This is a genomic window from Telmatobacter sp. DSM 110680, from assembly GCF_039994875.1.
Taxonomy (GTDB): domain Bacteria; phylum Acidobacteriota; class Terriglobia; order Terriglobales; family Acidobacteriaceae; genus Telmatobacter.
The window spans coordinates 2,036,543-2,062,427 of the sequence record NZ_CP121196.1; the positions used below are offsets into that span (position 1 = coordinate 2,036,543).

Here is a 25,885-nt window from a genome sequence, read left to right on the forward strand (position 1 = left end):
CGGTAGTCGAGACGCATTCCTAGCCGTGGTACACACAGCGGTACACAGCGTGGTCACAATTGGCGGTAAGCGATTGAATCTATTTGCTAGGCTGCTAGATTCTCAATCTTAAAACACGGGTTCGATTCCCGTTAGCGCTACCAAAATCCTATTAATCTTTCTCGAGCCTTCCTAGCCTGTTTGTCCGGCGTATTGTGCGCATTGTCCGCTCGGGAACATGTTCGGTTTCTGCGCGCTTCTGCATGCGTAGAATGCGGGCATGAAATGTTGGAGTAATCTCGCCGCGGTGAGTGGACGACGCGTGCATTTAATGCGATCAAGAAGACGAATCAGTGTTGGGTACGGATTCTGGTTCCTGGCGCTTATCGTAGTTGCGCTTACTTCGGCGCCGATCGGGGCACGGCAGCAGCAACAGCCGAATCCTCCCAAGGACGACATGGCTGGGATGGACATGAGCGGCGACATGAAGGACATGGGGCCGAGCATGGCGGCGATGGCTGGACACATGTACGTCACGCGGTTGCGGCCGAAGCAGCCCGGCGATGAGGAGAAGGCGCGAGCCGTCGTGGCGCAGGTGAAAGCGGCCATCGAGCGCTATCGCGATTATCACAAGGCGCTCGAAGATGGGTACGTCATCGCGAATCCCAATGTGGATGAGCCCCAGTTTCATTTCAACAACAAGGTAAATTTGCTGGAGGCGGAGAAACATTTTGATCCGACCAGGCCATCGTCACTGCTCTATTTTCAAACGCCGACGCAGCGCTACAAACTGGAGGGCGTGATGTACACCGTGCCGCCGACGGCGAGCGAGGATGAATTGAACGCGCGCATTCCGTTGAGCGTGGTGCGGTGGCACAAGCATGTGAAGTTCTGCGCGGCGCCAGCGGACAAGGTGAAGGAGTACCTGGGCAAGCATCCGAAGTTCGGCATGTTCGGGTCGATCACTACTGCGGAGGCGTGCAAAGCGGAGGGAGGGACGTTTTATCCCGTGATGTTCACGTGGATGATTCACGTGTTTCCGTTCGAGAATGATTTGAAGGATGTGTTCTCGATGAACGACGATGTTCCGCACTTTGGGTCGGGGCAGTAGATTGCCGATGGCGGTGGAATAGCCTGCGGTTGTGTCCTTGAAGCGGAGACGGGTAATCTTGCTGGCATGAAGTGGCGGCGCGGACTTCTGCTGGCTGGAGTACATCTTCTTATTGCCACCGCGTCGTTTGTGCGAGACGAGGTTAGCTTTTGGCACTGGATAAGGGGCGCCGGCCTTCCACCCGAAATTCCGCATGTGCGACTTGCGGCCTTTCAGGAAGAACAATTCCCAGACAATGTATGCGACTCCGGTATTTACGATAGCGGCCCTTCGCCACTTGCTCAGGTCGCCGCCACCGCGAGCCTTCCGCTTGCAGTAGCATTTGGTTGGCATTCTCCCTGTATGCCGCAAATCCAGAGATCTTGGATCACAAATCGAATGGAGGGCATCTTCGGTGGAAATACGCGCCGCGCCGAAATCGCGATAGACGCTTTCCTCTGTAGTGGCGTCCTCGTCCAGTGGATGCTCGTCGGCGGCTTTCCCTTGATCCGTCCCCGTCGCTGGTGGCTGGAACCGTCAGTCCTGATCACGCTCTTCACAGTTCTGGGCACCGCATTAACGTTCCTTGCTCATCTGCACGAGTTGTTCCGGTTCGCGATGCTCATAGTTGCATTGCTTTGGCTCTGGTGGTTTAGCCTTCTGCTTTGGATACCCATTCACAAGGGCTGGCAGTCAACGGTTGGCGGGTTGCGGCGTCTAACTCACTGAAAGTGTGGTCTGAATCCCCCATGAAGCGAATCGTGATGCGAAATCAAATACTTCTGACGGCCAATGTTGCGGCGTTGGCGTTGGCGCTGGCTCTTGCTCCTTGCGCGGTGCGGGCGCAGCAGGCATCTACAGCGCAACCTGCGGCTCAGGCGGACGACAAGCCGGTTGCGACTTTAAAAGTGCAGGCGCGCGAAGTGCTGCTGCCGGTGACCGTCCGCGACAAGAAGGGCGGCTTTGTAACCTCCCTGGACAAGAGTGACTTCACGCTCACCGAGGATGGGCGGCCGCAGGTCATCAAGAGTTTTTCACATGAGACCAATCTGCCTTACAAGCTGGGGCTGCTGGTGGATACGAGCCGAAGCGTTTCTGGCGCTCTTGAGAATGAACGTAAGGCGGGAGGGCAGTTTTTTGACTCCATGCTGCCTGCCGACCCGCGCGCCAAAGATCCGGACGAGGCGTTTCTGCTGCATTTTGACCGGCAGGTGGAACTGCTGCAGGACTTCACCACATCGCGCGACAAGCTACATCACGAGCTGGATGACATGAGCGCATCGCATCAGACTCGTGACGATTCCCAGGGTCCTGAAACAACCGGGGATGATCGCGAGCGGCCAGCCCGAGGTGGTCGCGGGGGAACTCAGCTTTACGACGCTATCTTTCTGGCTTCGGACGAGCTGATGAAACACCAGGATGGGCGCAAGGCTCTGGTGGTGTTTTCAGACGGTGTGGACCGTGGCAGCAAGGACACGATGAACGATGCGGTGGACGCAGCGGACCGCGCCAACGTTGTGGTGTACACGATCTACTTCAAGGGCGAGCAGGAGCGGGACTCGAACTTCGGGTTTCCCGGTGGTAATCGCCGCAGCGGCGGGGGCTATCCCGGTGGCGGTGGCGGGTATCCCGGTGGTGGAGGTGGATATCCGGGTGGAGGCCAGCGGCGGGGAGGCGAGCCGAAACCTGTGATCGATGGAAAGAAGATCATGGCGCAGATTGCCGAGCGTACTGGTGGACATGCATACGAAGCCAAGAAGCGCGACGATCTCGACGCTATCTACAAGCTGATTGCTGAGGAGTTGCGTAGCCAGTACCTACTGACCTACACACCGGACAAGGTCGATAACGAGGGCGGGTTCCACAAGGTTGCGGTGAAGGCTACTAAGGGCGATCTGCAGGTGGTGACGCGCGAAGGGTATTATGCGCCGGGTGGGGACGACTCGAAGTAATTGGGTGCGTATCTCAACTTAGATCGTCGAAATAACGTTTCTCCAAAAGTTTTCGCCCTAGGCGGAGTCAAGAAAGCAGATTCTTCGCTCACCACCCCCGAACCTACCCCAAAGAGCTAGTCGCTCTTTGGGGCCCCTGAAACGTTCGGGGCCCCGTTCGCTCAGAATGACACGTCAGTTTTTATTTTGAAGTTCAGGACACACCACACTCGTTTGCGGTGGACTCCATAGCGGGCTCGGTGATCGCGGGTTCAGTTAGTACGGCGGCGTCGAGTGCGGCTTCAGTTACTTCGTCGGTGACTACGGTGAAGACGCGCAGGGCGGCGGTGCCGAAGGATGTGGTGATGGCCACGTCGGAGGCGTCGCGGCCCACAGCCATGAGTACGCGGCCGATACGCGGGGTGTTGTGGCGCGCGTCGAAGGTCCACCAACGGTTTTCGAGATACACCTCAAACCATGCGCTGAAATCCATGGGGCCGCCGTAGGGTACGCCGATGTCGCCGAGATATCCGGTGGCGTAGCGTGCGGGGATGTTCATGGCGCGGCAAAAGGTGATGGCGAGATGCTGGAAGTCGCGGCAGACACCGATGCGCTCTGTGTAGACGTCGAGTGCGGACTTAGTGGGGCGGGCGTGCGCATAGCTGAAGGTGACCTTGCCGTGCACCCAGTCGCAAATAGCCTGCACGCGTGGCCAGCCAGGCGTGACGTGGCCGAAGAGTTCATAGGCGATGTTAGTGAAGCGGTCCACTTCGCAGTAGCGGCTGTTGAGGAGATAGCCAAGAAAATCGGTGGGCACTTCGCCGACAGGGATTTCGCGGGCATCGATGTTCACTTCGTCGGGCAGGCCGGAGTCTTGAACGAGGGTGGAGTTATGAAGGCGGAGAGTGCCGGGTTGCGCGACGAAACGAGTGCAGCGGTTGCCGTAACAGTCAATGTATTCTGTCGCGTCGACTTGGGGTTCGATGCGGAAAGTGTCCGGTTCGATAAGGTCTTTATCGCGCGACGGATGAACATGAAGAAGCGCCACCATGGGAACGGGGGCAGGGATATCGAATTGAATGTCGTAGCCTATGCGAATGAGCATGAGGTTGAGCCTTTAATGTTCTGAGAATGCCTCACGGTGCGCTGTTCGAGGCTGGTTCGATCGAGGCCGAGCAGGGAATGAGGGACGGCACTTTTCCAGCCGTCATTTTCTTTGGATGCAGTTTTGAGGGGGATTTGGCCGGAATTTAGGGGAAAAGAGAGGGTCTAGCTTTGATGATTGAGGTAGCGAAAAGTAGATCCTTCGCTTACCACCCCCGAACTGAAAAACGTTCGGGGCCCCGTTCTCTCAGGATGACACCTCGTGGGTTTGAAGAGAATCAGGATGACACCTCCTGGGTTTTAAGAGATTCGGTTAGAGGCCAAAAGAAAAGGGCGCCCGCCGAAGCGGACGCCCTTCTTGTCACTGGCCGATTGTGGACTACTTGTTGGTGTGGGAGGTTCCGGTCGATTCCTCCACGGCTGCCTGGGCGGCTGCGAGGCGCGCTGTGAGCAGGCGGAAGGGTGAGCAGGAAACGTAGTTAAGGCCGATCTTGTGGCAGAACTTGACGGATTCTGGATCGCCGCCGTGTTCGCCGCAGATACCGACTTTGAGGTTGCCGCGCGTGTTGCGTCCCTTGGCGGTGGCCATCTTCACCAGCGAGCCCACGCCAGCCTGATCGAGGGTGGCGAATGGATCGTGCTTGAAGATGCCAGCCTTGAGATACGCAGGCAGGAAGTTGTTGATGTCGTCGCGCGAGATGCCGTAGGTCGTCTGGGTCAGATCGTTGGTGCCGAAGCTGAAGAACTCAGCCTCTTCGGCGATCTGATCGGCGGTCAAGGCAGCGCGTGGCAGCTCGATCATAGTTCCCACCATGTAGTCGACGCTCTCACCCTTTTCCTTGAAGACATCTGCGGCAATGCGGCGAATGATCGTCGCCTGATGACGCATCTCTTCAATGGAGCCAATGAGTGGGATCATGATTTCGACGTGCGGATCGCCACCCTTGAGCTTGACGGCAACCGCAGCTTCGAGAATGGCGCGAGCCTGCATCTCCGTGATCTCGGGGAACGTGATGCCCAGGCGGCAGCCACGCAGTCCGAGCATCGGATTCATCTCGTGCAACTCTTCGACGCGTGCCAACAGCGGACGGAGTTCCTTCAGCCTGGGCGAGCGGGGCTTGGTGTCTTCGAGGTGCTGAATTTCGACGAGCAGTTCTTCCCGTTTGGGCAGGAATTCGTGCAGCGGCGGATCGAGCAGGCGGATGGTGACGGGCAGCGATTCCATGGCCTTGAAGAGGCCAACGAAGTCGGCACGCTGCATCGGCAGAAGCTTCTTGAGCGCGTCGCGGCGGTCCTTCTCGTTGTTGGCCAGAATCATGGCACGCACGTGTCCGATGCGGTCTTCTGCAAAGAACATGTGCTCGGTGCGGCAGAGACCAATGCCTTCTGCGCCGAACAGACGAGCCTGCTTGGCATCACGAGGGATGTCAGCGTTGGCGCGGATGTTCAGTTTGCGTAGCGGATCGACCCAGCTCATAAACTTCACGAGGTCCTGGTCATCGGGCTGCGCGGGCAGGGTCTTGAGCTGTCCTGCGATGACGCGGCCGGTGGTGCCGTCCAGCGAAATCCAGTCGCCCTGCTTGTAGGTGTGGCCCTTGACGCGGAGTTCCTTGGCGTTTTCGTCGACGACGCAATCGCCGGCGCCGGCTACGCAACACTTGCCCATGCCGCGGGTGACCACAGCAGCGTGAGACGTCATGCCGCCGCGCGAGGTGAGAATGCCGGCTGCAACTTCCATGCCTGCGATGTCTTCAGGTGTGGTTTCGCCACGTACCAGGATGATGGTGCGATAGGCGCCGTTCTGGTGATACTTCACAGCATCTTCAGCGGTGAAGACGATCTGGCCTACGGCCGCGCCGGGTGATGCCGGGAGGCCGGTGGCGAGCACTTCAATCTTCTCGCCCTTTTCCACGAGGCGCGGAACCAGGAAGTCATACAGCTGGTTCGGCTCAACGCGGAAGATTGCCTCTTCCTGCGTGATGAGGCCTTCACGCACCATGTCGATGGCGACGCGAACAGCGGCGAGGCCGGTGCGCTTGCCATTGCGGGTCTGCAGCATATAGAGCTTGCCATCCTGGATGGTGAACTCGAAGTCCTGCATATCGCGATAATGCTTTTCCATCTTCCAGGTAATGGCCTTGAGATGGTCGTAGACCTTGGGCATGGCGCGTTCGAGCTCGCTGATCGAAAGCGGAGTGCGTACGCCGCTGACGACGTCTTCGCCTTGCGCGTTCATCAGGTACTCGCCGAAGAAGACGTGCTCGCCGGTGGCGGGATTGCGTGTGAAACCAACGCCGGTGCCGGAGTTTTCGCCGAGGTTGCCGAAGACCATGGCCTGCACGTTGACGGCTGTGCCCAGCCAGTCATCGATGTGATTGATGCGGCGATAGGTCTTGGCGCGGTCATTGTTCCAGCTCCGGAAAACGGCATCGCGCGCCTGCACGAGTTGATCAAGCGGGCCTTGCGGAAAATCCTTGCCGGTCTCTTTGCGAACGAGCTTTTTGTATTCCGCGATGATGTCCTGGAGCGCCTTGGGCTGAAGCTCGTAATCGAACTTGACCTTTTCGCGCAGCTTGATGGAGTCGAAGATGTGCTCAAACTTCTTCTTTGGAACATCGAGCACCACATCGCCGAACATCTGGATGAGGCGGCGATAGGAGTCATACGCGAAGCGCGGATTGTCGGTGCGCTTGGCCAGCGCTTCTACGGCCTTGTCATTCAGGCCGAGGTTCAGAATCGTGTCCATCATGCCGGGCATCGAGAACTTTGCGCCAGAGCGCACGGAGACGAGCAGAGGATTTTCGCCGGTGCCGAGCTTCTGTCCCTGCAATTTTTCAAGCCGCGCCAGTGCCGCGTGCGTCTCGACATCAATCTGTGGGCTGACCTTGCCGCGCATGTATTCGCGGCAGGCTTCGGTTTGAATTGTGAATCCTGGAGGGACGGGCAATCCGGCGTTGGTCATCTCCGCGAGGCCTGCGCCTTTGCCGCCGAGAACATCCTTCATGCGGCCGTTGCCGTCCGCTTTGCCGTCACCGAAGAAGTACACATACTGGGTTGTCGTTGAAGTCGTGCCTGCCGGTCCGGCAAGCTGCTGATCCACTACGCCCTGCGTCATGGAATAAAGCCTCCGATATAAGAATTTCGTGCGTGAATAGCGGAAAGAGACACCGATGCGGGAAGGCAGAACGCGGGCTTGGACTGAGTGCCTTTAAAAGCTTTTTGGACCAAGTGCGAGCGGTCATCCGGCACAGGGGTGTGCCATTACGGCTATTCCTAATTCGCAAGTACAAATAGCGCGGCAAGTATACACTTGCCTGTGCCAGTGATCACAGACCCTCAACATGCGCTTGGACTTACGCGGGTTTTTGACCCGGGTGAACGCGTTCAAGCGTGCAGGTACGCCTGGCAAATGGAGATGGGTGGCAGCGGTGCGTCCGACCGTCGATAGGCGCACGGCTGTGTGGGTTCGGATTGCGAAGAGGTACTTCGTATTGTGGGAATGAGAGCGCCCGAAATTAACGCACTTAGGCTCAAGATGAGGATTGCTGGCCGGAGGAAAGAATGAAGCGTGGCGGGAAGAGACTATTGGTTCTTACTGCGGCGGTTGTCTATTCGTATGCGATTGCGTTTGGCCAGTCAGTTCCTTCTGAATCTGCTAACTCATCCCAGTACCTTCAGCACGCGACCCGGGGAGTTGAGACGCTTCAAGGCTGGTACGAAAAAGGCACTGGTCTTTATAAGACGACAGGGTGGTGGAACAGCGCAAACGCCATCACAGTGCTCGCGGATTACTCCAAGGCAGCAAACACGCAGGAATATGTTTCCACGTTCGCCAACACGTTCACCGAAGCGCAAAAGACGAATGCAGGCTTCCTCAATCGCTACTACGACGATGAAGGATGGTGGGCGCTCGCGTGGATAGACGTCTACGATCTGACCGGCGATGCTCGTTATCTGCAAATGGCGCAATCGATCTTCGGCGATATGGCTGGAGGTTGGGACACGGCGACGTGTGGCGGCGGCATCTGGTGGAGCAAAGACAAAACCTACAAGAATGCCATCGCCAATGAACTCTTTCTCTCAGTCGCCGCGCATCTCGCGAATCGTGTAGCGAATCGGCAGGCCGCTCTGTATGGAGACTGGAGCAGGCGCGAGTGGGAATGGTTCTCTGCATCAGGAATGATCAATGCCCAACATCTGATCAACGACGGGCTGAATTCTTCAACTCCTACAGCCTGCAAGAACAATGACCAGACCACCTGGTCCTACAACCAAGGAGTTATTCTCGGGGCACTTGCGGAATTCAGCCGCTTCAGCGCTGACCGCACTTTGATATCCGGGGCACGTGCAATTGCCACGTCAGCAACGACCCATCTCGTCGATGCCAAAGGCATTCTGCATGATCCCTGCGAACCCAAGTGCGGGGCAGATGGGCCTCAGTTCAAAGGCATCTTTGTACGCAATCTGATGCAGCTTTATGAATTGAATCCAGATCCCGCCTACAGGTCATTTGTCGAGATCAACGCAGACAGTATCTGGAATGCGACGCGGGGCGCTGACTACAAATTCGGGTTGGTCTGGTCTGGTCCTTTCAATCAGGCAGATGCTGCTACCCACAGTTCTGCCCTTGAGGCAATCATTGCGGCGGCAGTTATGCGCCATGATCGGTGATTGGATTTTAGTCGCTAGCTTTACGTTCGAAACAGAGAAGTCGAGATGGGCCGCGCTGGTTTACGCGGCCGGCATCTCGTAGCAGGGTTGATCGGGGCAACGCGAGGGTTCGCCCGAGATGAGGATGCGGTCGAGGCCGACCAGTTCAAGAATTTCGGAAACACGGTGCGATGCATTGATGATCGCGAACTCGTGTCCGGCCATGCGCGCCTCTCCGTAGAGAGAGATGAGAACAGCGATACCAGCAGCGTCGATGCGTTCGATGTGGCGCATGTCGAGCGTGACGGAATGCTCGCGCACAATAGGCTTCAGCTCGTTCACAAGCCTTTGTTCTTCACCGCGAACCAGTTCGTGCAGATTGCCTTCGATGATGATCGTTCTTTCCATAACGTTTTGATAATTGCGTGTCATAAAAACCTCCCTTGAAACGCCCATCTGCGGCGCCCGCAGGAAAAGCCGAAGGAAACGGGGTGTCGGCTTCTCATCCTCTTACTCAGCACCTGAGCCGCCAAAGCAGCGTTCGAGCAAACCAATGAAACTAAAACACATACAGCTTTGGCCGTGGTCTACTCTAAAGCTCTAACTGTTCGAAACCTTTGTTGCTCGTTCACATTCGAACAGTCTGCTGATCAATACGAATCCTGGGTGAGAAGAAGTTCCATATATTTGATGAAGCGGGTGCAGGCTTGGATTCAGGCGGGACATATCTCGAAAAGGACGTTACTAGCGAGCTCGCTAAGGCTTGTGGCTTCAGTAATGCCGACGTGGTGGCCCTACCGCATGGTGAAGCGTCCCGCGATGCGAACCGTTTCACGCAATGGATTGCGGCTGGACATGCAGGCACGATGCAGTATCTCTCGCGCACAAACGAAAGCGGCGAGCTAGTGCGCGCGCGTGTTAACACGCCGTTCAAGTGGGCACGTTCTGCGCTTGTGTGTTTTGCGAATTATCATTCCGCTGCTCCGCTCTCAATCGAAGTACAAGACCCGCGGAGCGGGTGGATTTCGCGCTACGCATGGAGCAGCCGCGTGGATGCGGATGGAAGTCGCAGGCCGAGCGACTATCACAAGGTGCTGCTAAAGCGGCTGAAGTCTCTCGATGCAATGCTGCGCGAGCGGTACGGTGCATTTGAATCACGCGCGTATGTGGATACGGGGCCAGTGGTGGAGAGATCGCTGGCAATAGCAGCGGGGCTGGGATGGACGGGAAAAAACACTTGCCTCATTCATCCCAAGCTGGGGTCGTTTGGATTTTTGGCGGTGCTGCTGACGTCGCTCGATGTGAGTCGAGAAGAAAAAACAGCGGAGCTCATGCTGGATCGATGTGGGACGTGCACGCGGTGCCTTGATGCTTGTCCGACAGGAGCATTGATTGCGCCGTACAAGATGGATGCGACAAGGTGCATTTCATATCTGACGATCGAGCACAAAGGAGAGATCGCGTCGGAGTTGATGGAGGGGATGGGGCGGCAGGTGTTCGGCTGCGACATTTGCCAGGATGTGTGCCCGTGGAATCGCAAGGCGCCGATCGCGACAGATGCGGAACTAGAGCCGCGAGCGGAGCTGGTGAATCCCACGCTGGCGTGGCTGGCTTCCCTGGATGAGCAATCTTTCGAGCACGTCTTCAACGGCTCACCGGTGAGACGCGCCGGTTACATGGGTCTGCGCCGCAACATCGCCATCGCGATGGGCAACAGCGGGAGCAAAGGCTTCTTGCCGCGGCTCAGCGAGTGGTCCGAATCGGCAGACAAAACCTTAGGCGCCGCCGCACGATGGGCGCTGAGCAAGCTGAATTTTGAATTAACCCCGGGGACGAAGAACTACCACAGGCAATCAGTAATTCAAAGTGACCTCAAAGACGAGGCCGCAAAAAAACAGGTCTAACCGACTACGCGGCTGACGTTGGCGGCGCTCAGTCCTTTGGGTCCCTGCTGGCACTCAAATTCGACTGACTCGCCTTCGTTCAAGGTCTTGTAGCCGTTCTCCTGGATAGCGGAGAAGTGCACGAACACATCCTCACCGCTGGACCGTTGAATGAACCCGTAGCCTTTGGCACCGTTGAACCATTTCACTACACCCTGTTCCTTCATTTACCTTCTCCTTTTTTGTGGAGCACATTGGGGAAAACCTTCGCGTTCCATTCCTGTCTAAGCAGTGCGCAGGATATGGAGGCTTGGGTCTACTCCAACCCAGAAACGGCGCGAGCCGCCCACGCGTCCATACTTGGCGCGCTGAGGCAGCTCGAGGTTACTTCTGAATTGGGGTTGTGCTTCCCGAACACCAAAACTTCCAATGCTATGGCCTTCCTGAACTTGCAGACGGTGTGCCTCCCGGCGCGCCGTGCTCTTTTTATGGCAGGAAGTCTGTTCAAAAGCAAGGAGAAAATTTACTTCCGTACCGCAAGGTAACTTCTGCGGATTCTTCAATTGTGGAAAAATGAAATCAGCCTACTCGTCAGAATCGTCGGTCCCTGGTTCCGTGCGGAGGCGCACAGTCCAGGAGGGTTGTTGTTTTGTAGCCTGTCATCAGGGAGATCCCTTGGAAAGTCTTACAAGTACCGAGGTCAGAGGGGCTGAAGCCCTGCCCAAAGGGGGAGGGTTCGAAACTAAGCAGCCGGTGACTGTCTCGAAATGGTACCGATGGCGCAGGAGCGGTGTGGCGCTGGCGGACTATCTGCTGGACGCCGAGGTGCATACATATGCGTTCAGTGTCGCGGCGAACGCGATTATTTCTTTCATTCCATTGATTGTGCTGCTGTACACGATTGCACTGTCCGTCTTCCACTCGCAGGAGATGGTGAACGTGGTGAACAAGATCGTTGAACAGTTCCTCCCCTCGACCGCCATACAGGCAACGAGCAGAGGCAATGAGGATTTTCTGGCGTTCTGGCTCAGAACCGTGGCTGTCACGTCGTCGCGCCACAACCTGCAGGCCTTGTCTCTGCTGATGATCCTGGTTTCCTGTACCGGGATCTTTCTCCCTCTTGAGGTTGCATTGAACCAGGCCTGGGGTGTGGCCAAGAGCAGGAATTATCTGCTTAATCAAGTGGTGGCATTCGGGCTCGCCATCCTGATGTTGTTTCTGGCCGTGGGAAGCGTTTTTTTGAGCACGTGGCAGCGGCAGCTTTTAGGATTTGTGTTCTTCCATCACACAGATAATTTTGTTTTCGAAGGAATCAGTTATCTGTGGCTGAGCGCGACGACCGGGCTGGCTTCGATCCTGTTTTTTTTCTCTATTTACTGGCTGCTGCCTAACCGAAAAATTCGCGCAAGGCAGGTGGCACACACAGCGATCATTACGGGAATTGTGTGGTTGATCGCCAAGGAAGCATTCGCGGCGGTGCTTCCGCATCTGGATTTGAAGGCGCTGTACGGACCGTTCTATGTCTCTGTGGGTTTGCTATTCTGGGCGTACATCTCGGGGCTCATTCTTTTCGCAGGCGCTCAGTTCAGCGCGGTTCAGCCTCTGGAGAAGACGGCCGGAGAATAGCGGCGCGATGAGATAAGGTGCTTCGCAGCTACGAGGCCTTGAATGACTTCACGGCGATGGCGTTTGGCGCGCGTCCGGCGGGGAGCATCGTAAACATCTGGCAACCGGTGCGCAAAGGTGTGGACACGGCGCAATTGAGTGTGCGCACCACGGCCACGTCGCCGGAGCGTGCATCTACTACGAAGAGCAGATGGCCAGCAGTGGAAAACGCCAACGCCGAAGGGCCGTCACCCACGTGAATTGAGCCAACGCGTTTGCCGTCTTCGATGGAGTAAACCGTTACTTCCTGGGAACGCAAGTTGCCGATGTAGAGCAAGGTATTGTCAGCGGAGACAATGCCTCTGACGGGGTCGGCGCCCATCAGGTACGCGCCTCCGACATCATCGGTGCTGGTCACAATTTCAGAGATCGAATTCGACAGCGAGTTGGATACGAAGAGTTCGCCGCCATCAGGCTTCAGCGCAAGCTGCACCGGGGCGCGGCCAACGTCGAGGAGCGATTCCATGCGATCCGTTGCCGCGGGGAGGCCGTCGGGACGGGCTTCATGCGCGAGTTGAATGGCCATGACCTGATGGCCGCCGGAGCAGGCTGCGAAGCTCTTGGATGAGTCGGGCAGAATGACAACATCATTGGCCCCAGGGCAACCCACTATGACGGTGCGGACTTTGCCGGTGGCGGTGTCGATAATACTGATGGAGTTTCCGCCGCGATTCGCAACGACGAGAGTTTTGCCGTCAGGCGAAACTCGGGCCGCGGCTGGATCTTCTCCGACGCCAATCTGCGCGACTTCGCGATGCGTTTTCAGATCAAGCGCCGAGACACTGTTTGAACCCGAGTTGACTACGTATGCTAGATCTCCCCTGGGATCAAGTGCGATGGCGACCGGCTGCTTGTGAACGGGGACGGTGGCAGTGACGGAGTTGTTCTCCGCATTGATGACGGCAATGGAACCCTGGCCACCGAGAGTGCCGGAGTTGACTACGTATAGCTCGTTGCGCACGGGGTTCGCAGCCACGGCGGTCGGGTTTTGGCCGACGGGGATTTCGCGGTCTACGCGGACGTTGACGACGTCATATACGGAGACGGTGCCGCTGCCGCCATTGGTTACGTATGCATATTCGCGGTAGGCGGGGTCGTATTGGGGGAAGTCGTGAGGACGGCAGGCGGTTAGGGCGAATGTTGCCAGCAGGGATGCGGTTACGATCCCAGGTCTCAACCGCGAGACCTGGGGCACCCAGAATCGTGACGATTGGAGCATTGCGAAAAGCAGGCCCTTCGCGCAGCTTACCCCGCGAACAAGTTGTTCGCGGGGCCCCAAGCTTGCTGCGCTCAGGATGACAGGAGTCTGTTGTCGCTTACTTGGTTTTAGCGACATGGGATTGCGCTGCGACGGTTTCAACGCGGATGCCGCGGACTAGCTTGCGATCGACGATAGGAGCGATCTGTTCAATCTCGTCCATCATGCGCGCGAACTGGTCCGGATAGATGGATTGCGGCCCGTCTGAAAGCGCCTTTTCAGGCTGGTGGTGCACCTCGACCAGGATGCCGTCGGCGCCTACAGCAACAGCAGCACGCGCCATCGGCAGTACTTTGTCTCGCTTTCCGGTGCCATGGCTGGGGTCTACGAGGATGGGCAGATGGCTTAGCTTCTGGACAGCGGGAACAATGCTGAGATCGAGGGTGTTGCGGGTGTGATCGGCGAAGGTGCGCACACCGCGTTCACACAGGATTACTTCGTAGTTGCCCTCGCTCATGATGTATTCGGCGGCCATCAGGAACTCGTCGAGCGTGGCGCTCATCCCGCGCTTCAGCAGAACAGGCATGCGGAGACGGCCTGCGTGCTTGAGCAGCGAAAAGTTCTGCATGTTGCGTGCGCCGATCTGCACGACATCAGCCCAATGGGAAACGAGTTCGAGGGTTTCGTTGTCGATGGCTTCGGTGATGATGCGCAATCCGAAGCGATCGCGGATTTCGGCCATGATTTTGAGTGCTTCAACACCGAGGCCTTGAAACGCGTATGGAGATGTGCGCGGCTTGTAAGCGCCACCGCGGAAAAATTGTGCTCCGGTGGCTGCGACCTGCTCGGCGATGGCGAAGGCTTGTTCGCGACTTTCGATGGAACAGGGGCCGGCCACGATGGCAAGGTTGCGTCCGCCGATGGTGGCATCGGTGCCGGGGAAGCGGATGATTGTGTCTTCTTCTTTAACATCGCGGCTGGCAAGTTTGTAGGCCTTGGAGACGCGGATCACTTCGGCGACGCCGGAGAGCTCTTCAATGTTGCCGCGGTCGACTTCGCCCTGGTTGCCGGTGATGCCGATGGCGGTGCGCTGCGCACCGGGCATGGGGTGGGCGCGATAGCCCAAAGCTTCAATATGTTCGCAGACGGCCTGGATTTGTTCCGCAGTTGCCTGCGCCTTCATCACGACTAACATCACTGGAACCTCACAGTAAGTTTACGGCAAACGGCGGAATTCTGTGATTCCGGCCGGGTTGGGGTGCCGGGCTACATTTCGCAGACGGCACCGGATTCTTAGCGTGCCTGGCGTGATTTGCGCTCGGCACTACGTTTTTCACTGCGCCACTTGAGGCCGAGAAAGGCCAGGTAGCCGAGCTGAATGACCCAGGTGACGGTGTAGGCGGCGGCTACGAATTGATGATCGAGAATGTCGCGTTGATCCATTCATTCCTCTTTGAATATGTCCTCGTATCGGACTGAGTTGACGCGCTTTAAACGTTGGCTTCGAGGGCTTCCTGGGCCTCAAGTGCTGCATATTGCTGATGACGGCGTTCTACCTGATAGCGGATGAAGAGCACGAGCAATCCCCAACAAAACCATGCCAGCATGTTCCAAAGCAGGGCGTGAACCATGGTGGGATCTTTCATGCCGGAGTCCTGGTCGCCACCGAAAACTGGGGCTGGATGCTGCGTTCGCCACCAGCGATTCGACATATAGACGATGGGCACATCGAGCGCTCCAAAGATGCCGAGCACGGCGGCGAGTGTCTGCATCTGCGGACCGGCGGCAAAGCGACGCAGCAGCAGGTAGCTGACGTAGATGAGCCACAGAACGAGTGTTGTGGTGAGACGAGCGTCCCACGTCCACCAGATTCCCCAGGCGCGGCGGCCCCACAGCGGGCCAGTGGTCAGCACGACGGTGCAGAAGACCACTCCAACTTCAGCTCCGGCCAATGCCCAAGCATCGGCGATTTGCGCGCGATTAGGACTGCTGCGGCGGTAGGTGAGATAGCCGATTGAACCAATCAGACTGACGGCGAAGAACAGGAAAGCCACCGTGGCCGAGGGCACGTGGTAGTAGATGATGCGGAAAACATAACCCTGTAACGCGTCGTCGGGCGCGACGTAGATGGCCTGGTGGTATCCCCACACCATCAGCAAGATAGTGACGAGGGGAAAAAGAGTAAGCAAGACTTTTTTCATCGTGATGAACCCATCACCCAGCATTCCATTTCACGTTTCGACAGGGCTGGGACCTTTTTAGTGTACGACCTCACCGGAAAGCACCTGTCCTTCGAAAGGTGGATGTTCGGCATTGAGACCTTTCGCGCAAATCGTTAAAAACGTAACAGCAGTTAGCTCTTTGGTAATAGACAGGCCACTTGCGTGGAGGGCGTGGCATCCCCTCCTCGTATCCTGAAAGAATTGGGCCAGAATACCTATGATTTTCGTCACTTGTCTCTCTTCCGCCTGCCCTAATCGCCTTATCTCAAGTCAATCAGCATTTCCTGACGGCAAAGTTGTGCGGAGTCAGGAGCGTGCCAGCGGGCATCGACCGTCGATAGTCAGGGGATTAGCGGCCAAAATCAGGTTCTTTCTGGCTTTCTGTCTGATCGGAATCATCGGCCTGACTTGTACGGCACAGAAACCGGGCAGTATGAATATCGGTACGCTATCCCCCAGTCACTGGCCGACGCCTTCGCCGAGCTATCTACGAATCCGGGGGCTGGTGTGGTCGACGATTGAGAAGACTCGTGGGACCTATAGCTCGACGTTCGGTAGTCTTGATAGCTGGATCGCCGCCGCAAAAAACCACAATACACAGCTGATATTCACTTTCTACAGCGTGCCTTCCTGGGCATCGAGCAACAGCACTATGCCGCCTAAGGATTTGAATGCCGTGAATGAGACGTGCCAGGCACCCCTGGCTGGCGTTGTCCGGCCAACGGGGAACTGCATGTGGGCGGAGTTCATCACGAAATTCATGCAACACGTGTGTGGAGTGAGCACAGCGCCATCGACTCCTTCAAAAGGCACCTGCAAGATTCACTATTACGAAGCCTGGAATGAATTCAATGATGGCCAGTATTGGTCGTCGAACTACACCGATATGGCCAAAATGGCCAACGACGCCGCTACGATCGTGAAGAAGTATTGCGGGGATTGCGTGTTTTTTTCCGGCAATACATCTGCGGGCGGAGACGGATACAACGCGAATTACATTAAGGTCCCGGCGGTGTCGGGCCGCTTCGATCTTGCCATCGGCCAGTTGCTGGATGCGTGGCATGCGATTCCTAACGCGTCGCTGCCTGATGCGGTGAGCTACCATGCATACGGCGCGCGCCGTAATGTCATTCCTTATCCGTTTCCGGAGACGAATGTCTCGCACAGCAGTTCGCTTTGCACGCCTACCAATACGCCCAATCCGAATTGCCGCACTGCGGTTTTTGGGGAGACGGCGGCGATCCGGGCCGTGCTGAAGCAGCGGAGCTGGGCGGCGAATCTGGCTATCTGGAATACGGAGGGCGGATTCGGAAGAAACGACGATCTTGTGGATCCTGCAAGTCAGACAGGCGCGAACACCAACATGCTGAGAGAGGCCTATGTAGCTCGATGGATTCTGGCCATGGGAAGCACGGGCACCGTGACCAATCTCTGGTATGAGTTCGACGATTCGTGCTGGGGAACGATGATGGGCTACGGAACCAGTCCCGTAACGACGGGATGTCCAACAGATCCGGAGATTCAGCCGGGCTTTACACCGATCCATGCGACGTGGATGCAAATGACAAGCTGGCTTAACGGAGCGAGCTTCTCCGGGCCATGCACCAGCTCCGGAACGATCTGGCAGTGCACAATTACAAAAACTGGCTACAAGGGCACATTCATCTGGACAACTGCCTGGTTGGCCAGCCAGTCGGTATCCGTCGGAACAGATTACACACAGTATCGGGATTTGGATGGCAATCTCTACAAGATGAATGGCGCAACGAGTGTCACAGTAACCAATCGTCCTATCCTGTTAGAGGATGTAGAGCCGTAAGTCAGGACGGCTCGTATCTGCTATTCGGCGTGGAAGATGACGTCGAATAGCAGAAGGCTCACGGTTGTGAAGATGATGTCGTAGCCGATGAGCATCTTGATCCAGAGCCAGGGATCGCTTTCGCCGGTGAGGATGTTTCCGGTTCCCTGCACCATGCCTAATAGCGCCGGCAGAAAAATAGGAAACAGAATCAGCGGCAGCAAGAGTTCACGATTGCGGCTGCGAATGGCGAGAGCAGCGAAAAAGGTTCCGTTGGCAACCAGCGCCCATGTGCCTAGTGGCAGAACCAGCATCAGCAGCCATGCGTTGCCTTCGGCGTGGAGGTTGTACATCACGAGGAAGACTGGTGCGAGCGCGATCTGAACGATGCTGACGAAGATGAAATTGGCGAGGACCTTGGCGAGGAAAAGTTCTGCTCCCGAGCTCGGCGCCATACGCTGCGCGTCCATCACCTGGTGTCGAATTTCGCGTGCCCATGCCTGATTGAGTGCGCTTACTGACGCGAACATGGTGGCGACGCTGAGAACTCCGCCGGCGATCTGCTGCGCGAAGGTTCCGCGCGGATCGAACGACATCGAGAACAAGACCACCACGAGGAAAGCGAAAAAGAGCATTGAATTGATCGCATCTTTCGATCGCCATTCGATGCGCAGGTCCTTGGAGAGGTGTGTCCAGAGGGTCGAGGTCATGCCGAGTGTCCCTCTGCGGTTAGCCTCGGGCCGTCCTTGATGATGTCGGCGGTCTGCACTTCGACATCGAGGGCGTGGGCTGCCTTCAAATAGTCGTCGGGGCTGAGGATGAGTTGGGTGCCACGCGTGCCGGCGGAGACGCTGATCTTGTCGAAGAGAATGGCGGTTTCGTCGATGTAGACGGGGAAGACTTTTCTGGAGCCGAAGAGAGTGACGCCGCCGCGAATGTAACCGGTGAGCGGCTGCACGTCTTTGAGCGGGGCCATCTCAGCTTTACGCAATCCTGCGGCGCGAGCAAGTTTCTTGAAATCGAGTTCAGCATCACCCGGGACTACGGCGAATCGGTAGATGTTCGGGCCTCCGGTTACCAGCAGGGTTTTGAAAACCTGTTCGGGAGGCATGCCGATCTTTTTTGCTACGGTGATCGCGGATAGATCTTCAGGGTCAACTTCGTACTCGCGCAGTTCGAAGGGGATGCCGAGGGATTCGAGGAAGCGTGCGCCGTTGGTCTTCATAGGGTGGGGTTCCCCGGTGCAAAGTCTGCAACGCGGCCTGCCTTGAGGCGGAGAATCCAGTCGGCGATGGGCGCGGCCTGTTCGCGCTGGTGGGTGGTGATCACGATCGTCCGATTGCTCTGCCGAAAGCCTGCCAACAGTTCAACCATCTGGTGGGCTGACTCCACATCCATGTTGGAGAAGGGCTCGTCGAGAAGCAGCAATTCTGGAATGGGCATCAACACGCGGGCTAGCGAAGTGCGCTGGCGCATGCCCTGCGAATACTGGCCGAGCGGGCGTGAGAGGTCCGGATCGAGGCCGACCTGGCGGAGTGCTTCAGCGGGCTGAAGGCATTTGCGGCCGAGGTAAAGGCTGGCGAAGTAGGCAAGATTCTCTTTGCCGGTGAGCTCGTCGTAGAGCATGGGGGCATGGCTCATGTATCCGATGCGCTCGCGAGAGTCGTGGGGTTCGTTGTCGCCGAAAACCGTGACTTTGCCGCCGGTTGGACGCAGAAGCCCGGCAAGAATGCGAAGAAGCGTCGACTTCCCAGCGCCGTTTTCACCGATCAGAACATAGCATTTTCCGGGCTCGAGATCGACCGAGACCTGGCGCAGCGCGGCAAAAGAACCAAATAGCTTCGAAACGTTTTCGAGGTGAGCGCAAAGGGTAGAGCTGATGGCCTCCGGGGCTTGCGCTGTCATGGAATCAGTTCGTGGCAATTCCAGCTGGGGCGCTACCCGGTTGAGGAGCAGGGGCGGCATTGGCGCGGGGGTTGGTGCTCGCAGGAGCGGGCTGCGCAGGCATGGCGCCCGGTTGGCCGTTGGGCGTTGCCGGAGCGTATTTGCTGGCGCACTTGGCTTGCAAACCAGTGGCGTGGAAGACCCCGTCTGTGCCGATGGTGCCGATGGCCAACGCCTGTGAATCGTCCTTGAAGGTATCTGGCGGTGGCTCAGAGCCTTTGTAGATCACGGTGAGCTTGCGGCCGTTGGGAGCTTTGGGAGAGTGGCTTTCAAACTCGTTGAGAACGAAGGTGACGTGGGGTCCTTCCTGCTGGATCGAGCCGGGTTGAACGAAGCCTTCCACGCGCAGGTTGCTCTTATAAGCTTTGTCGCCCATTTTGCCGAGTTCAGCGACGGTGACGTAGTAGCTCTTATTGGAGCTGTATCCGGTAAACGACAGCCAGCCGATGGTGCCGAGGATGATGGCGACCGCAATACCGATCCTTACCGAATTGGAAGACGTCTTCATATCTTGAGTTTAACGATACGGGGGCCTGTGGAGCGGGTCAATGGGGCGAGCCAACATCCGTGATCTAGATCACAAATTGGCTCGCCATTTTCTGCTGCTTAGAAAGACGACTCTGCTCCCTGTTTAGTGAGCACTTTCAAGGGTTTGCGCAGCCTTGTCCAGCGATTGAGCCAAGACCGCAAGTTGCGCGGAGGCCCGCCCGGAATCCTTGGCTTCGATTGCCTCGTTTACACCTGGGATTACGACGGCGGCGTAGCCTGTGTATTCGCCGGGCGCGTAGATGGTGTGTTTGTACCAGGGTCGGTTAGGCAGGCCGGCGGGCGCAATCATAGCGGTTTCAGCGGCACGCAGGGTAGTGTTGAACTCGGCGAGATCGGCCGGGGGACTCATCTGCAGTTGATGAGCATGATCTGCAGCCTTGGCGAATTTTGTTGCTGCTTCCAAGGCGGGCGCGAAATCAAGGCCAGAGAGGCCAGTATCAGCTGCCTTGCGCTTGGCAGCCTCGATGTAGGCCTTCACTTCGCGAGCGTATGCCGCGTAGTCGTAAGGGAGCACATCGGTATCGGCCATTCGGATCGCCTCGAGCCCGAGAACGCGCGCCATCTGCTGCAGGTAGACGAAGTGCGGATCGGCGTTCATTACGAACCATGCGTAGTTATCGAAGACGGAGTGATACACGCCGTAGGGGCCGCCGGAGCCGATGTCGGTGGAAGGCACTCCGATGTGCTGCAGGAATGGCGTGAAGTCAGAGCCGGAACCGAGATCGCTGACGCGCACCTCTTCGCCGGGTTGTGGCGGGGCGTTGCTGGCGCGATGTTCGTTGGTGCCATGGCGATTGGCGCGCCATTCCTGGTAGACGGTGTCCCCCATGGGGCTGGGGACGGACTTGGAAATTTCGCGCATGAAGTTTTTGAGCGAGGGAACGGCGGAGGCTGAAAAGTCAGGACCGGCAACGGCCACGTCGACGTTGAGGTAGGCGACGGCGTTGGTGAGTTGCTGTGCGTGCTGCTCTACCCATTCAGTCGATCCAATCAGGCCTTCTTCTTCGGCATCCCAACTGCAGAAGATGATGGAGCGTTTCGGCTTCCATCCACCGTGGATAAGAGCTCCAACGCCGTGCACGGCTTCAAGCATGCTGGCGGTTCCGCTGTTCGGGTCGACGGCACCGTAGACCCAGGCGTCGCGATGATTGCCGACGACCACCCAGTTTTCCGGATCGTCAGTGCCCTTGATTTTGCCGATCACATCCCAGATGGTGCGCCGCTGGTAGTCCTGGTCGGAAACGAGATGAACGCGCACGCCGCCGGGACCGATGTGATAGCGGAAGGGGAGTGCTCCCTGCCAGCCCTGGGGGACGCCGGGACCTCTGAGGCTTTGCAAAATGGGCGCGACATCCTTGTAGCTGAGCGGGATGGAGATGATGTGGGGCTGGTTGCCTTCAGGGTTGATGCGCGCCGAATCGGGCAGGTCGGTTGTGGAGGCTACTCCGGGTGTCTCCGGGTCGCCGGGATATTTGAAGAGATACTGGACGGATCCGCGCTGGACCCCGTTGTCAGGCCGCCACGGACCGAGTGGATAGGGATCGCCTTTGTAGTAGCCGTCGTCTTGAGGATCGGAGTAGATGATGACGCCAGCGGCGCCGCGCTGCTCGGCGATGTAGACCTTGACGCCGCGAAAATTCGCGCCGTAGCGCACGACCACGATCTTGCCGTGCAGGTCGATCTTCTGTTTGGCGAGTTCGTCGAAGTCCTCGAGTCGGCCGTAGTTGGCGTAGACTGCTTCGCCGGTTACATCGCCAGAGCCCGAGGAGCCGTTAAAGGGCATCACTACGCGCGGGTCTTTATCGAAGGGGTCACCCTCGACGTGCTCGGGTGTCGGACCGGACATCAGTTGCTTGCCGGCTGCGTCGAAGGCTTCGACCTTGACGACCTTGGGCTGATTCATCAGCACGCGGTAGGGAACGATTTCGGTTTCGAGTCCGGCGGCGCGAAACTTCTCCGCGACATATTCGGCGGTCTTTCGGTCTTCAGGACTCGAGGCAATGTGCGGCTCGGCAGTCAGAGTCTTCAGGTGCTCGCCTGCCAGCTTCGCATTTGGGACGGCGAGGAATTTTTCTTCGATGCTGGCTTCTTTGCTGAAGTCTTTGTAGCCGAAGACTTGCGTGGGAGCGACGGGTGTTGTTGCGCTTTGCGCTGTACTGATTCGAGTTTGGGGGGTAAAAACTGCGGCCAACAAAACGGGAACAACCGAAAGCCTGCGAATCATCATCAAGCGAAACCTTTGAGGAGCAAAGTGGGGTGATGGAGCATAGACAAAGCACGGCAACATGCGGCTTCGGCACAGTTCCCACAGCTTACACTATGAATTGGAGTCCTCCCCCTCTGACAAACAGGCCCAAACTGAACGAAGAGAACCTGGCCGCTGCTTCCGACGAACCTGCAGCGATTGTGCAGGAGCTTCCGAAACTGGAGACAGCGGAACTCCCCCAGGCAATTCGCGCTTTGCGCAATGCAAATTTCCGGCTCTTCTGGGCGGGAAACTTCACCTCGAACATCGGCACGTGGATGCAGAACGTGGCACAGGGATGGCTGGTGCTCACGCTCACAAACTCGGCGTTTTGGCTGGGCGTAGTCGGCTTCGCGGGGTCAATTCCATTTTTGTTCGTCACGCTCTTTGGCGGGGTCATCGCGGACAGGGTGAACAAGCGCCGCCTGCTGCAGGTAACGCAGACGATCATGATGCTGCTGGCTTTTCTGCTTGCGGGGCTGACGTATTTTCACGCGATCAGCGTGTGGGGAGTGGCGGCAATTGCCTTTGGCAACGGCGTGGCGATGGCCATGAACGCGCCAAGCTACCAGGCGCTCGTCCCAAAACTGGTGAAGCGCGAAGATCTTACCAATGCGATTGCGCTGAACTCCGCGCAGTTCAATATGTCGCGCATTCTCGGTCCAACGCTGGGCGGCTATGCCATGGTGGTTTTCGGCATGGCTGGAAACTTTTTCTTGAATGGGCTCAGCTTTCTTGCGGTGCTGTGGGCGCTAGTTCGAATTGACTATCCCAAAGAAGACCTGAGTCGCCACCAGAGTATGTGGGACAGCCTCAAGGGCGGCTTTGCTTACCTACGCAGTAATCGTCAGATGTACGTGATGATCTGGATGACTGCCTTCGCGAGCTTTTTCGGATTTCCATTTATCACGTTTATTCCGTATTTCGCAAAGGTGCAGCTTCATGCCGGGGAGAGCGGGCTGGGATGGCTTCTGGCGTGCTCAGGAGTGGGTTCGGTTCTAGGAGCTATGACGATCGCTATCTCCGGCGTGATTCGTCATCGCGGCCGCGTGCTGACGGGCTGCGGCGTGGTGTTCTTTGCGGCAATTATCGGGTTCAGTTATTCCCACGTTTTCGCCCTTTCGCAGGGTCTGGCGTTCTTCGAGGGGTTCTGCGGGATCCTGATGATCTCCTGCTTCAATGTATCGATCCAGCATCTGTCGAGTGACGCGATGCGAGGCCGCATGATGAGCATCTACGCGACAAGCTTTCTAGGCTTGCCGCCGATCGGTGCGCTCGTTGCGGGTGAACTCTCGCGACACATGGACACCGGTCATGCGCTGGCGATGATGGCCGGTGTTTCGCTGCTGTCTTTCGTAGGGTTCTATGCGTCTTCGCCAGCGCTGCGCGAACTGGACTAGGCCAACGTTTGAGAGCGGATCAGGCGACCAACTGAGTGCAATGCGAGCACCGTTTCGCTGCGATCGGAATGTCGCTAAGGCATTCAGGGCACACCTTTGTCGCCGGCGGTGTATCGGGTACGGGCTTGTGAAACCTGGCCATCAGCGCGTTGGCGGGGACCACGATAAAGAAGTAGACGGCCGCTGCAACCATGAGGAATGCGATCAGGGCATTCAGGAAGTTGCCGATCATGATGTGGTTGTACTGGATCGCGCTGAAGTCCGGCTTGCCCACAAGATTGCCAATGAACGGGGTGAATATGTCCTTGACGAGAGAAGCTACGACCGTTCCGAATGCGCCTCCGATGATGACGCCAACTGCCAAATCGAGTACGTTACCACGAAGAACGAAATCACGAAATCCCTTCAGCATGTCAACCTCCTGGAAGTTAATTGCGCACATGTTACTCGACAGGCCCATCGATCTGAAAACAAAAACTTGACAATTCGCCAGACGCGTCGCCATGCGTCCGCATATCTTACACAACCAACGCAGAAAAGATATGTGATGTGACAGGACAAAAACTCAGACTGATTGAAATTCGGATCACAACGGATATGCGACCAGAAACACGATCAGCGTGAGGATCATCAGGTCGGAATAGAGCAAGAGAATGACACCTGCATGGTAGAGGCTCCACTTGCCGCGGAGGCATCGCGCGGTTTCAGCCATGCCCCAGGCGGCGATGAGCAGAGATGCGAGCTGCCATGGAGATCCGTGCAACTTCTCAATATGAGGAAAGCCTGCCAGCAGAAGGCTTGCGATGAACGATGCCAGCGACAGGATTATGCCGCGCACCAAAGATCTTTGACGGAGCCGGAAGATGGTGAGGCGGGGAGGCACGACTCTTACAACTTTAGACGTCGAAAGCGGACCTCATAAACTGTACTGTTGACAGCGCGCAAATGACAATCCACGACGCGGTGAGTCTGTGAGGAGCGGAAGCTGGAACTGGGACCGATTCAAGGTTCATCCGGCGACCAGTTCCATCTCCTTAAGTGACTCGGCATAGGGCGCGCGCAATACACCGCGCTCGGTAATGATGGCCGTTACGTATTTTGCCGGGGTCACGTCAAATGCGGGATTGCAGATGCCTACCCCGTGGGGCGTCAGTTGCTTGCCGCCATGATGCGTGACTTCCTTCGCAGAACGCTCTTCGATCGGGATGGCATCGCCGTTGGGTGTTGCCGTGTCGATGGTGGACCAAGGGGCGGCGCAGTAGAACGGAATGCCATGCTCCTTCGCAAGGATGGCTACGTTGTAGGTGCCAATTTTGTTGGCGAAGTCGCCGTTGGCGGCAATGCGATCGGCGCCGACGACCACGGCTTTGATCTTTCCGGCACGCATGAGGCTTGCGGCCATGTTGTCGCAGATGACGGTGGTGGGAATGCCGTCGGCCATCAACTCCCACGCGGTGAGCCGCGCACCCTGCAGGAATGGCCGGGTTTCGTCGGCGTAAACCTGGATGCGCTTGCCCTGCTCAACCGCAGAACGGATTACGCCGAGAGCCGTGCCGTAGCCGCAGGTGGCCAGCGCGCCCGCGTTGCAATGAGTGAGCACGCCACCTTCATCGGGCAGCAGCGCGCCGCCAAAGGCGCCCATGGTCTTGCATGCTGCGATGTCTTCTTCGTACATGGCGTGGGCTTCGGCGAGCAGTTTGTCCTGTACCTGCTTCATGGACGCTCCGGTGGAGAGCAAGGCCGCGAAGACACGCTTCATGCGGTCGATGGCCCAGAAGAGGTTCACTGCGGTGGGACGGGTACTGGCGAGGCGGGCGCAGACTTTCTCGAATTCAGGCGCAAACTCTAGTGCGGTTTTTGTGTTGCTTCGGAGTGCGCCGAGGGCTACGCCATAAGCGGCAGAGACTCCAATCGCCGGGGCGCCACGCACGACCATGGTGAAGATGACATCAGCCACCTGTTCGTAATCGGTGGCCAGCACATAGCTCTCCTCGAGAGGGAGCTTGGTTTGATCAATGAAACGGACGCCTTCCGGGGTCCAGGCAAGGGTAGGAATCATGCTTCTTTAGTTTACCTGTTCGCTCATCCGAAGCAGGGCTGCCGGCAGAGCTGAAAAGGTTTTCATTTTGTGCTGGACGAGGCGAACCTCTCGTCAGTAGATTGGTTTGCGTATCCTCGGCATCGCAACACGGCTAAACTGCTCAAAGAATGAGACTGCCGTTTAGAT

Annotated in this window: 24 protein-coding genes; 8 read left to right on the forward strand and 16 right to left on the reverse strand. The window is 57.3% G+C overall.

All coding sequences use genetic code 11. The features are described 5' to 3' along the window. Window positions 1–310: 310 nt before the first annotated feature. From P8935_RS08470 to P8935_RS08480, 3 genes are all read left to right on the forward strand, one after another. The gene (locus P8935_RS08470) at window positions 311–1,090 is read left to right on the forward strand and encodes a hypothetical protein (protein ID WP_348264553.1); all 780 of its coding nucleotides are present in this window, start codon (window positions 311–313) and stop codon (window positions 1,088–1,090) included. 66 nt (window positions 1,091–1,156) lie between these two features. Then, entirely contained in the window at window positions 1,157–1,798 is a 642-nt protein-coding gene (locus tag P8935_RS08475) for a hypothetical protein (RefSeq protein WP_348264554.1), read from the forward strand. A 20-nt stretch (window positions 1,799–1,818) separates the two neighbouring features. Further along, entirely contained in the window at window positions 1,819–3,021 is a 1,203-nt protein-coding gene (locus P8935_RS08480; RefSeq protein ID WP_348264555.1) for a VWA domain-containing protein, read from the forward strand. Window positions 3,022–3,214: 193 nt separating this feature from the next. Here the strand turns inward: P8935_RS08480 and P8935_RS08485 are convergent, their stop codons facing one another. Further along, entirely contained in the window at window positions 3,215–4,105 is an 891-nt protein-coding gene (locus tag P8935_RS08485; protein WP_348264556.1) for a transglutaminase family protein, read from the reverse strand. Window positions 4,106–4,483: 378 nt separating this feature from the next. After that, a complete protein-coding gene (gene ppdK, locus P8935_RS08490) occupies window positions 4,484–7,219 on the reverse strand; it encodes a pyruvate, phosphate dikinase (RefSeq protein WP_348264557.1) in 2,736 nt (911 codons plus the stop codon). A gap of 446 nt (window positions 7,220–7,665) precedes the next feature. Here ppdK and P8935_RS08495 point away from each other — a divergent pair, with 446 nt between their 5' ends. Next, entirely contained in the window at window positions 7,666–8,775 is a 1,110-nt protein-coding gene (locus tag P8935_RS08495; protein ID WP_348264558.1) for a glycoside hydrolase family 76 protein, read from the forward strand. Window positions 8,776–8,835: 60 nt separating this feature from the next. Here P8935_RS08495 and P8935_RS08500 read toward each other — a convergent pair whose 3' ends face one another. Beyond that, window positions 8,836–9,186 carry an STAS domain-containing protein gene (locus tag P8935_RS08500; protein WP_348264559.1) on the reverse strand — a complete coding sequence of 117 codons (351 nt, stop codon included), beginning with the start codon at window positions 9,184–9,186 and terminating at the stop codon, window positions 8,836–8,838. A 275-nt stretch (window positions 9,187–9,461) separates the two neighbouring features. On the opposite strand from P8935_RS08500, the gene queG reads away from it, so the two are divergent. Continuing rightward, window positions 9,462–10,658 (forward strand): tRNA epoxyqueuosine(34) reductase QueG, encoded by a 1,197-nt coding sequence (gene queG, locus P8935_RS08505; protein ID WP_348264560.1) that lies wholly within the window; start codon window positions 9,462–9,464, stop codon window positions 10,656–10,658. Here the strand turns inward: queG and P8935_RS08510 are convergent. Further along, complete coding sequence (locus P8935_RS08510; protein WP_348264561.1) at window positions 10,655–10,864, reverse strand: cold-shock protein; 210 nt, start codon at window positions 10,862–10,864, stop codon at window positions 10,655–10,657. The genes queG and P8935_RS08510 overlap by 4 nt on opposite strands. Before the next feature lie 448 nt (window positions 10,865–11,312). Between P8935_RS08510 and P8935_RS08515 the strand changes: the two genes are divergently transcribed. After that, window positions 11,313–12,263 carry a YihY/virulence factor BrkB family protein gene (locus P8935_RS08515; protein WP_348264562.1) on the forward strand — a complete coding sequence of 317 codons (951 nt, stop codon included), beginning with the start codon at window positions 11,313–11,315 and terminating at the stop codon, window positions 12,261–12,263. A gap of 28 nt (window positions 12,264–12,291) precedes the next feature. Here P8935_RS08515 and P8935_RS08520 read toward each other — a convergent pair whose 3' ends face one another. The 4 genes from P8935_RS08520 to ccsA form a co-directional block, all read right to left on the reverse strand. After that, window positions 12,292–13,521, reverse strand: coding sequence for a beta-propeller fold lactonase family protein (locus P8935_RS08520; RefSeq protein ID WP_348264563.1), 1,230 nt, complete (start codon window positions 13,519–13,521; stop codon window positions 12,292–12,294). A gap of 97 nt (window positions 13,522–13,618) precedes the next feature. Beyond that, the gene (gene aroF / locus P8935_RS08525; protein ID WP_348265320.1) at window positions 13,619–14,695 is read right to left on the reverse strand and encodes a 3-deoxy-7-phosphoheptulonate synthase; all 1,077 of its coding nucleotides are present in this window, start codon (window positions 14,693–14,695) and stop codon (window positions 13,619–13,621) included. Window positions 14,696–14,793: 98 nt separating this feature from the next. Beyond that, entirely contained in the window at window positions 14,794–14,943 is a 150-nt protein-coding gene (locus tag P8935_RS08530) for a hypothetical protein (RefSeq protein WP_348264564.1), read from the reverse strand. Window positions 14,944–14,990: 47 nt separating this feature from the next. Next, window positions 14,991–15,701, reverse strand: coding sequence for a cytochrome c biogenesis protein CcsA (ccsA, locus tag P8935_RS08535; protein WP_348264565.1), 711 nt, complete (start codon window positions 15,699–15,701; stop codon window positions 14,991–14,993). Window positions 15,702–16,155: 454 nt separating this feature from the next. Here ccsA and P8935_RS08540 point away from each other — a divergent pair, with 454 nt between their 5' ends. Further along, entirely contained in the window at window positions 16,156–17,541 is a 1,386-nt protein-coding gene (locus tag P8935_RS08540) for a hypothetical protein (RefSeq protein ID WP_348264566.1), read from the forward strand. Between the two features lie 20 nt (window positions 17,542–17,561). Here the strand turns inward: P8935_RS08540 and P8935_RS08545 are convergent, their stop codons facing one another. From P8935_RS08545 to P8935_RS08565, 5 genes are all read right to left on the reverse strand, one after another. After that, on the reverse strand, window positions 17,562–18,230 hold the full coding sequence (locus P8935_RS08545; RefSeq protein WP_348264567.1) for a heme exporter protein CcmB: 669 nt from the start codon (window positions 18,228–18,230) through the stop codon (window positions 17,562–17,564). Beyond that, window positions 18,227–18,745, reverse strand: a complete 519-nt coding sequence (ybaK, locus tag P8935_RS08550; protein ID WP_348264568.1) for a Cys-tRNA(Pro) deacylase — start codon at window positions 18,743–18,745, stop codon at window positions 18,227–18,229. Before ybaK ends, P8935_RS08545 begins: the two co-directional genes overlap by 4 nt. After that, on the reverse strand, window positions 18,742–19,425 hold the full coding sequence (gene ccmA / locus P8935_RS08555; protein ID WP_348264569.1) for a heme ABC exporter ATP-binding protein CcmA: 684 nt from the start codon (window positions 19,423–19,425) through the stop codon (window positions 18,742–18,744). Before ccmA ends, ybaK begins: the two co-directional genes overlap by 4 nt. Before the next feature lie 4 nt (window positions 19,426–19,429). After that, the gene (locus P8935_RS08560) at window positions 19,430–19,972 is read right to left on the reverse strand and encodes a cytochrome c maturation protein CcmE (RefSeq protein ID WP_348264570.1); all 543 of its coding nucleotides are present in this window, start codon (window positions 19,970–19,972) and stop codon (window positions 19,430–19,432) included. 123 nt (window positions 19,973–20,095) lie between these two features. Beyond that, entirely contained in the window at window positions 20,096–22,240 is a 2,145-nt protein-coding gene (locus P8935_RS08565) for a M28 family metallopeptidase (protein ID WP_348264571.1), read from the reverse strand. A 32-nt stretch (window positions 22,241–22,272) separates the two neighbouring features. Between P8935_RS08565 and P8935_RS08570 the strand changes: the two genes are divergently transcribed. After that, on the forward strand, window positions 22,273–23,658 hold the full coding sequence (locus P8935_RS08570; protein ID WP_348264572.1) for an MFS transporter: 1,386 nt from the start codon (window positions 22,273–22,275) through the stop codon (window positions 23,656–23,658). Between the two features lie 19 nt (window positions 23,659–23,677). Here the strand turns inward: P8935_RS08570 and mscL are convergent, their stop codons facing one another. The 3 genes from mscL to mtnA form a co-directional block, all read right to left on the reverse strand. Continuing rightward, the gene (gene mscL / locus P8935_RS08575; RefSeq protein ID WP_348264573.1) at window positions 23,678–24,070 is read right to left on the reverse strand and encodes a large conductance mechanosensitive channel protein MscL; all 393 of its coding nucleotides are present in this window, start codon (window positions 24,068–24,070) and stop codon (window positions 23,678–23,680) included. Window positions 24,071–24,244: 174 nt separating this feature from the next. Next, window positions 24,245–24,496 (reverse strand): permease, encoded by a 252-nt coding sequence (locus tag P8935_RS08580; RefSeq protein WP_348264574.1) that lies wholly within the window; start codon window positions 24,494–24,496, stop codon window positions 24,245–24,247. Window positions 24,497–24,667: 171 nt separating this feature from the next. After that, window positions 24,668–25,717, reverse strand: coding sequence for an S-methyl-5-thioribose-1-phosphate isomerase (gene mtnA, locus P8935_RS08585; RefSeq protein WP_348264575.1), 1,050 nt, complete (start codon window positions 25,715–25,717; stop codon window positions 24,668–24,670). Between the last annotated feature and the right edge of the window lie 168 nt (window positions 25,718–25,885).

Coding starts and splice junctions, on each gene's coding strand:
- P8935_RS08545 (WP_348264567.1), bottom strand. CDS start 18,230: ATGACCTCGACCCTCTGGACACACCTCTCCAAGGACCTGCGCATCGAA.
- P8935_RS08565 (WP_348264571.1), bottom strand. CDS start 22,240: ATGATGATTCGCAGGCTTTCGGTTGTTCCCGTTTTGTTGGCCGCAGTT.
- aroF (WP_348265320.1), bottom strand. CDS start 14,695: ATGTTAGTCGTGATGAAGGCGCAGGCAACTGCGGAACAAATCCAGGCC.
- P8935_RS08480 (WP_348264555.1), top strand. CDS start 1,819: ATGAAGCGAATCGTGATGCGAAATCAAATACTTCTGACGGCCAATGTT.
- P8935_RS08510 (WP_348264561.1), bottom strand. CDS start 10,864: ATGAAGGAACAGGGTGTAGTGAAATGGTTCAACGGTGCCAAAGGCTAC.
- ccmA (WP_348264569.1), bottom strand. CDS start 19,425: ATGACAGCGCAAGCCCCGGAGGCCATCAGCTCTACCCTTTGCGCTCAC.
- P8935_RS08540 (WP_348264566.1), top strand. CDS start 16,156: ATGAATATCGGTACGCTATCCCCCAGTCACTGGCCGACGCCTTCGCCG.
- ccsA (WP_348264565.1), bottom strand. CDS start 15,701: ATGAAAAAAGTCTTGCTTACTCTTTTTCCCCTCGTCACTATCTTGCTG.
- P8935_RS08500 (WP_348264559.1), bottom strand. CDS start 9,186: ATGACACGCAATTATCAAAACGTTATGGAAAGAACGATCATCATCGAA.
- P8935_RS08470 (WP_348264553.1), top strand. CDS start 311: ATGCGATCAAGAAGACGAATCAGTGTTGGGTACGGATTCTGGTTCCTG.
- P8935_RS08570 (WP_348264572.1), top strand. CDS start 22,273: ATGGAGCATAGACAAAGCACGGCAACATGCGGCTTCGGCACAGTTCCC.
- mscL (WP_348264573.1), bottom strand. CDS start 24,070: ATGCTGAAGGGATTTCGTGATTTCGTTCTTCGTGGTAACGTACTCGAT.
- P8935_RS08520 (WP_348264563.1), bottom strand. CDS start 13,521: ATGCTCCAATCGTCACGATTCTGGGTGCCCCAGGTCTCGCGGTTGAGA.
- ppdK (WP_348264557.1), bottom strand. CDS start 7,219: ATGACGCAGGGCGTAGTGGATCAGCAGCTTGCCGGACCGGCAGGCACG.
- P8935_RS08560 (WP_348264570.1), bottom strand. CDS start 19,972: ATGAAGACGTCTTCCAATTCGGTAAGGATCGGTATTGCGGTCGCCATC.
- P8935_RS08475 (WP_348264554.1), top strand. CDS start 1,157: ATGAAGTGGCGGCGCGGACTTCTGCTGGCTGGAGTACATCTTCTTATT.
- P8935_RS08530 (WP_348264564.1), bottom strand. CDS start 14,943: ATGGATCAACGCGACATTCTCGATCATCAATTCGTAGCCGCCGCCTAC.
- P8935_RS08495 (WP_348264558.1), top strand. CDS start 7,666: ATGAAGCGTGGCGGGAAGAGACTATTGGTTCTTACTGCGGCGGTTGTC.
- mtnA (WP_348264575.1), bottom strand. CDS start 25,717: ATGATTCCTACCCTTGCCTGGACCCCGGAAGGCGTCCGTTTCATTGAT.
- P8935_RS08485 (WP_348264556.1), bottom strand. CDS start 4,105: ATGCTCATTCGCATAGGCTACGACATTCAATTCGATATCCCTGCCCCC.
- ybaK (WP_348264568.1), bottom strand. CDS start 18,745: ATGAAGACCAACGGCGCACGCTTCCTCGAATCCCTCGGCATCCCCTTC.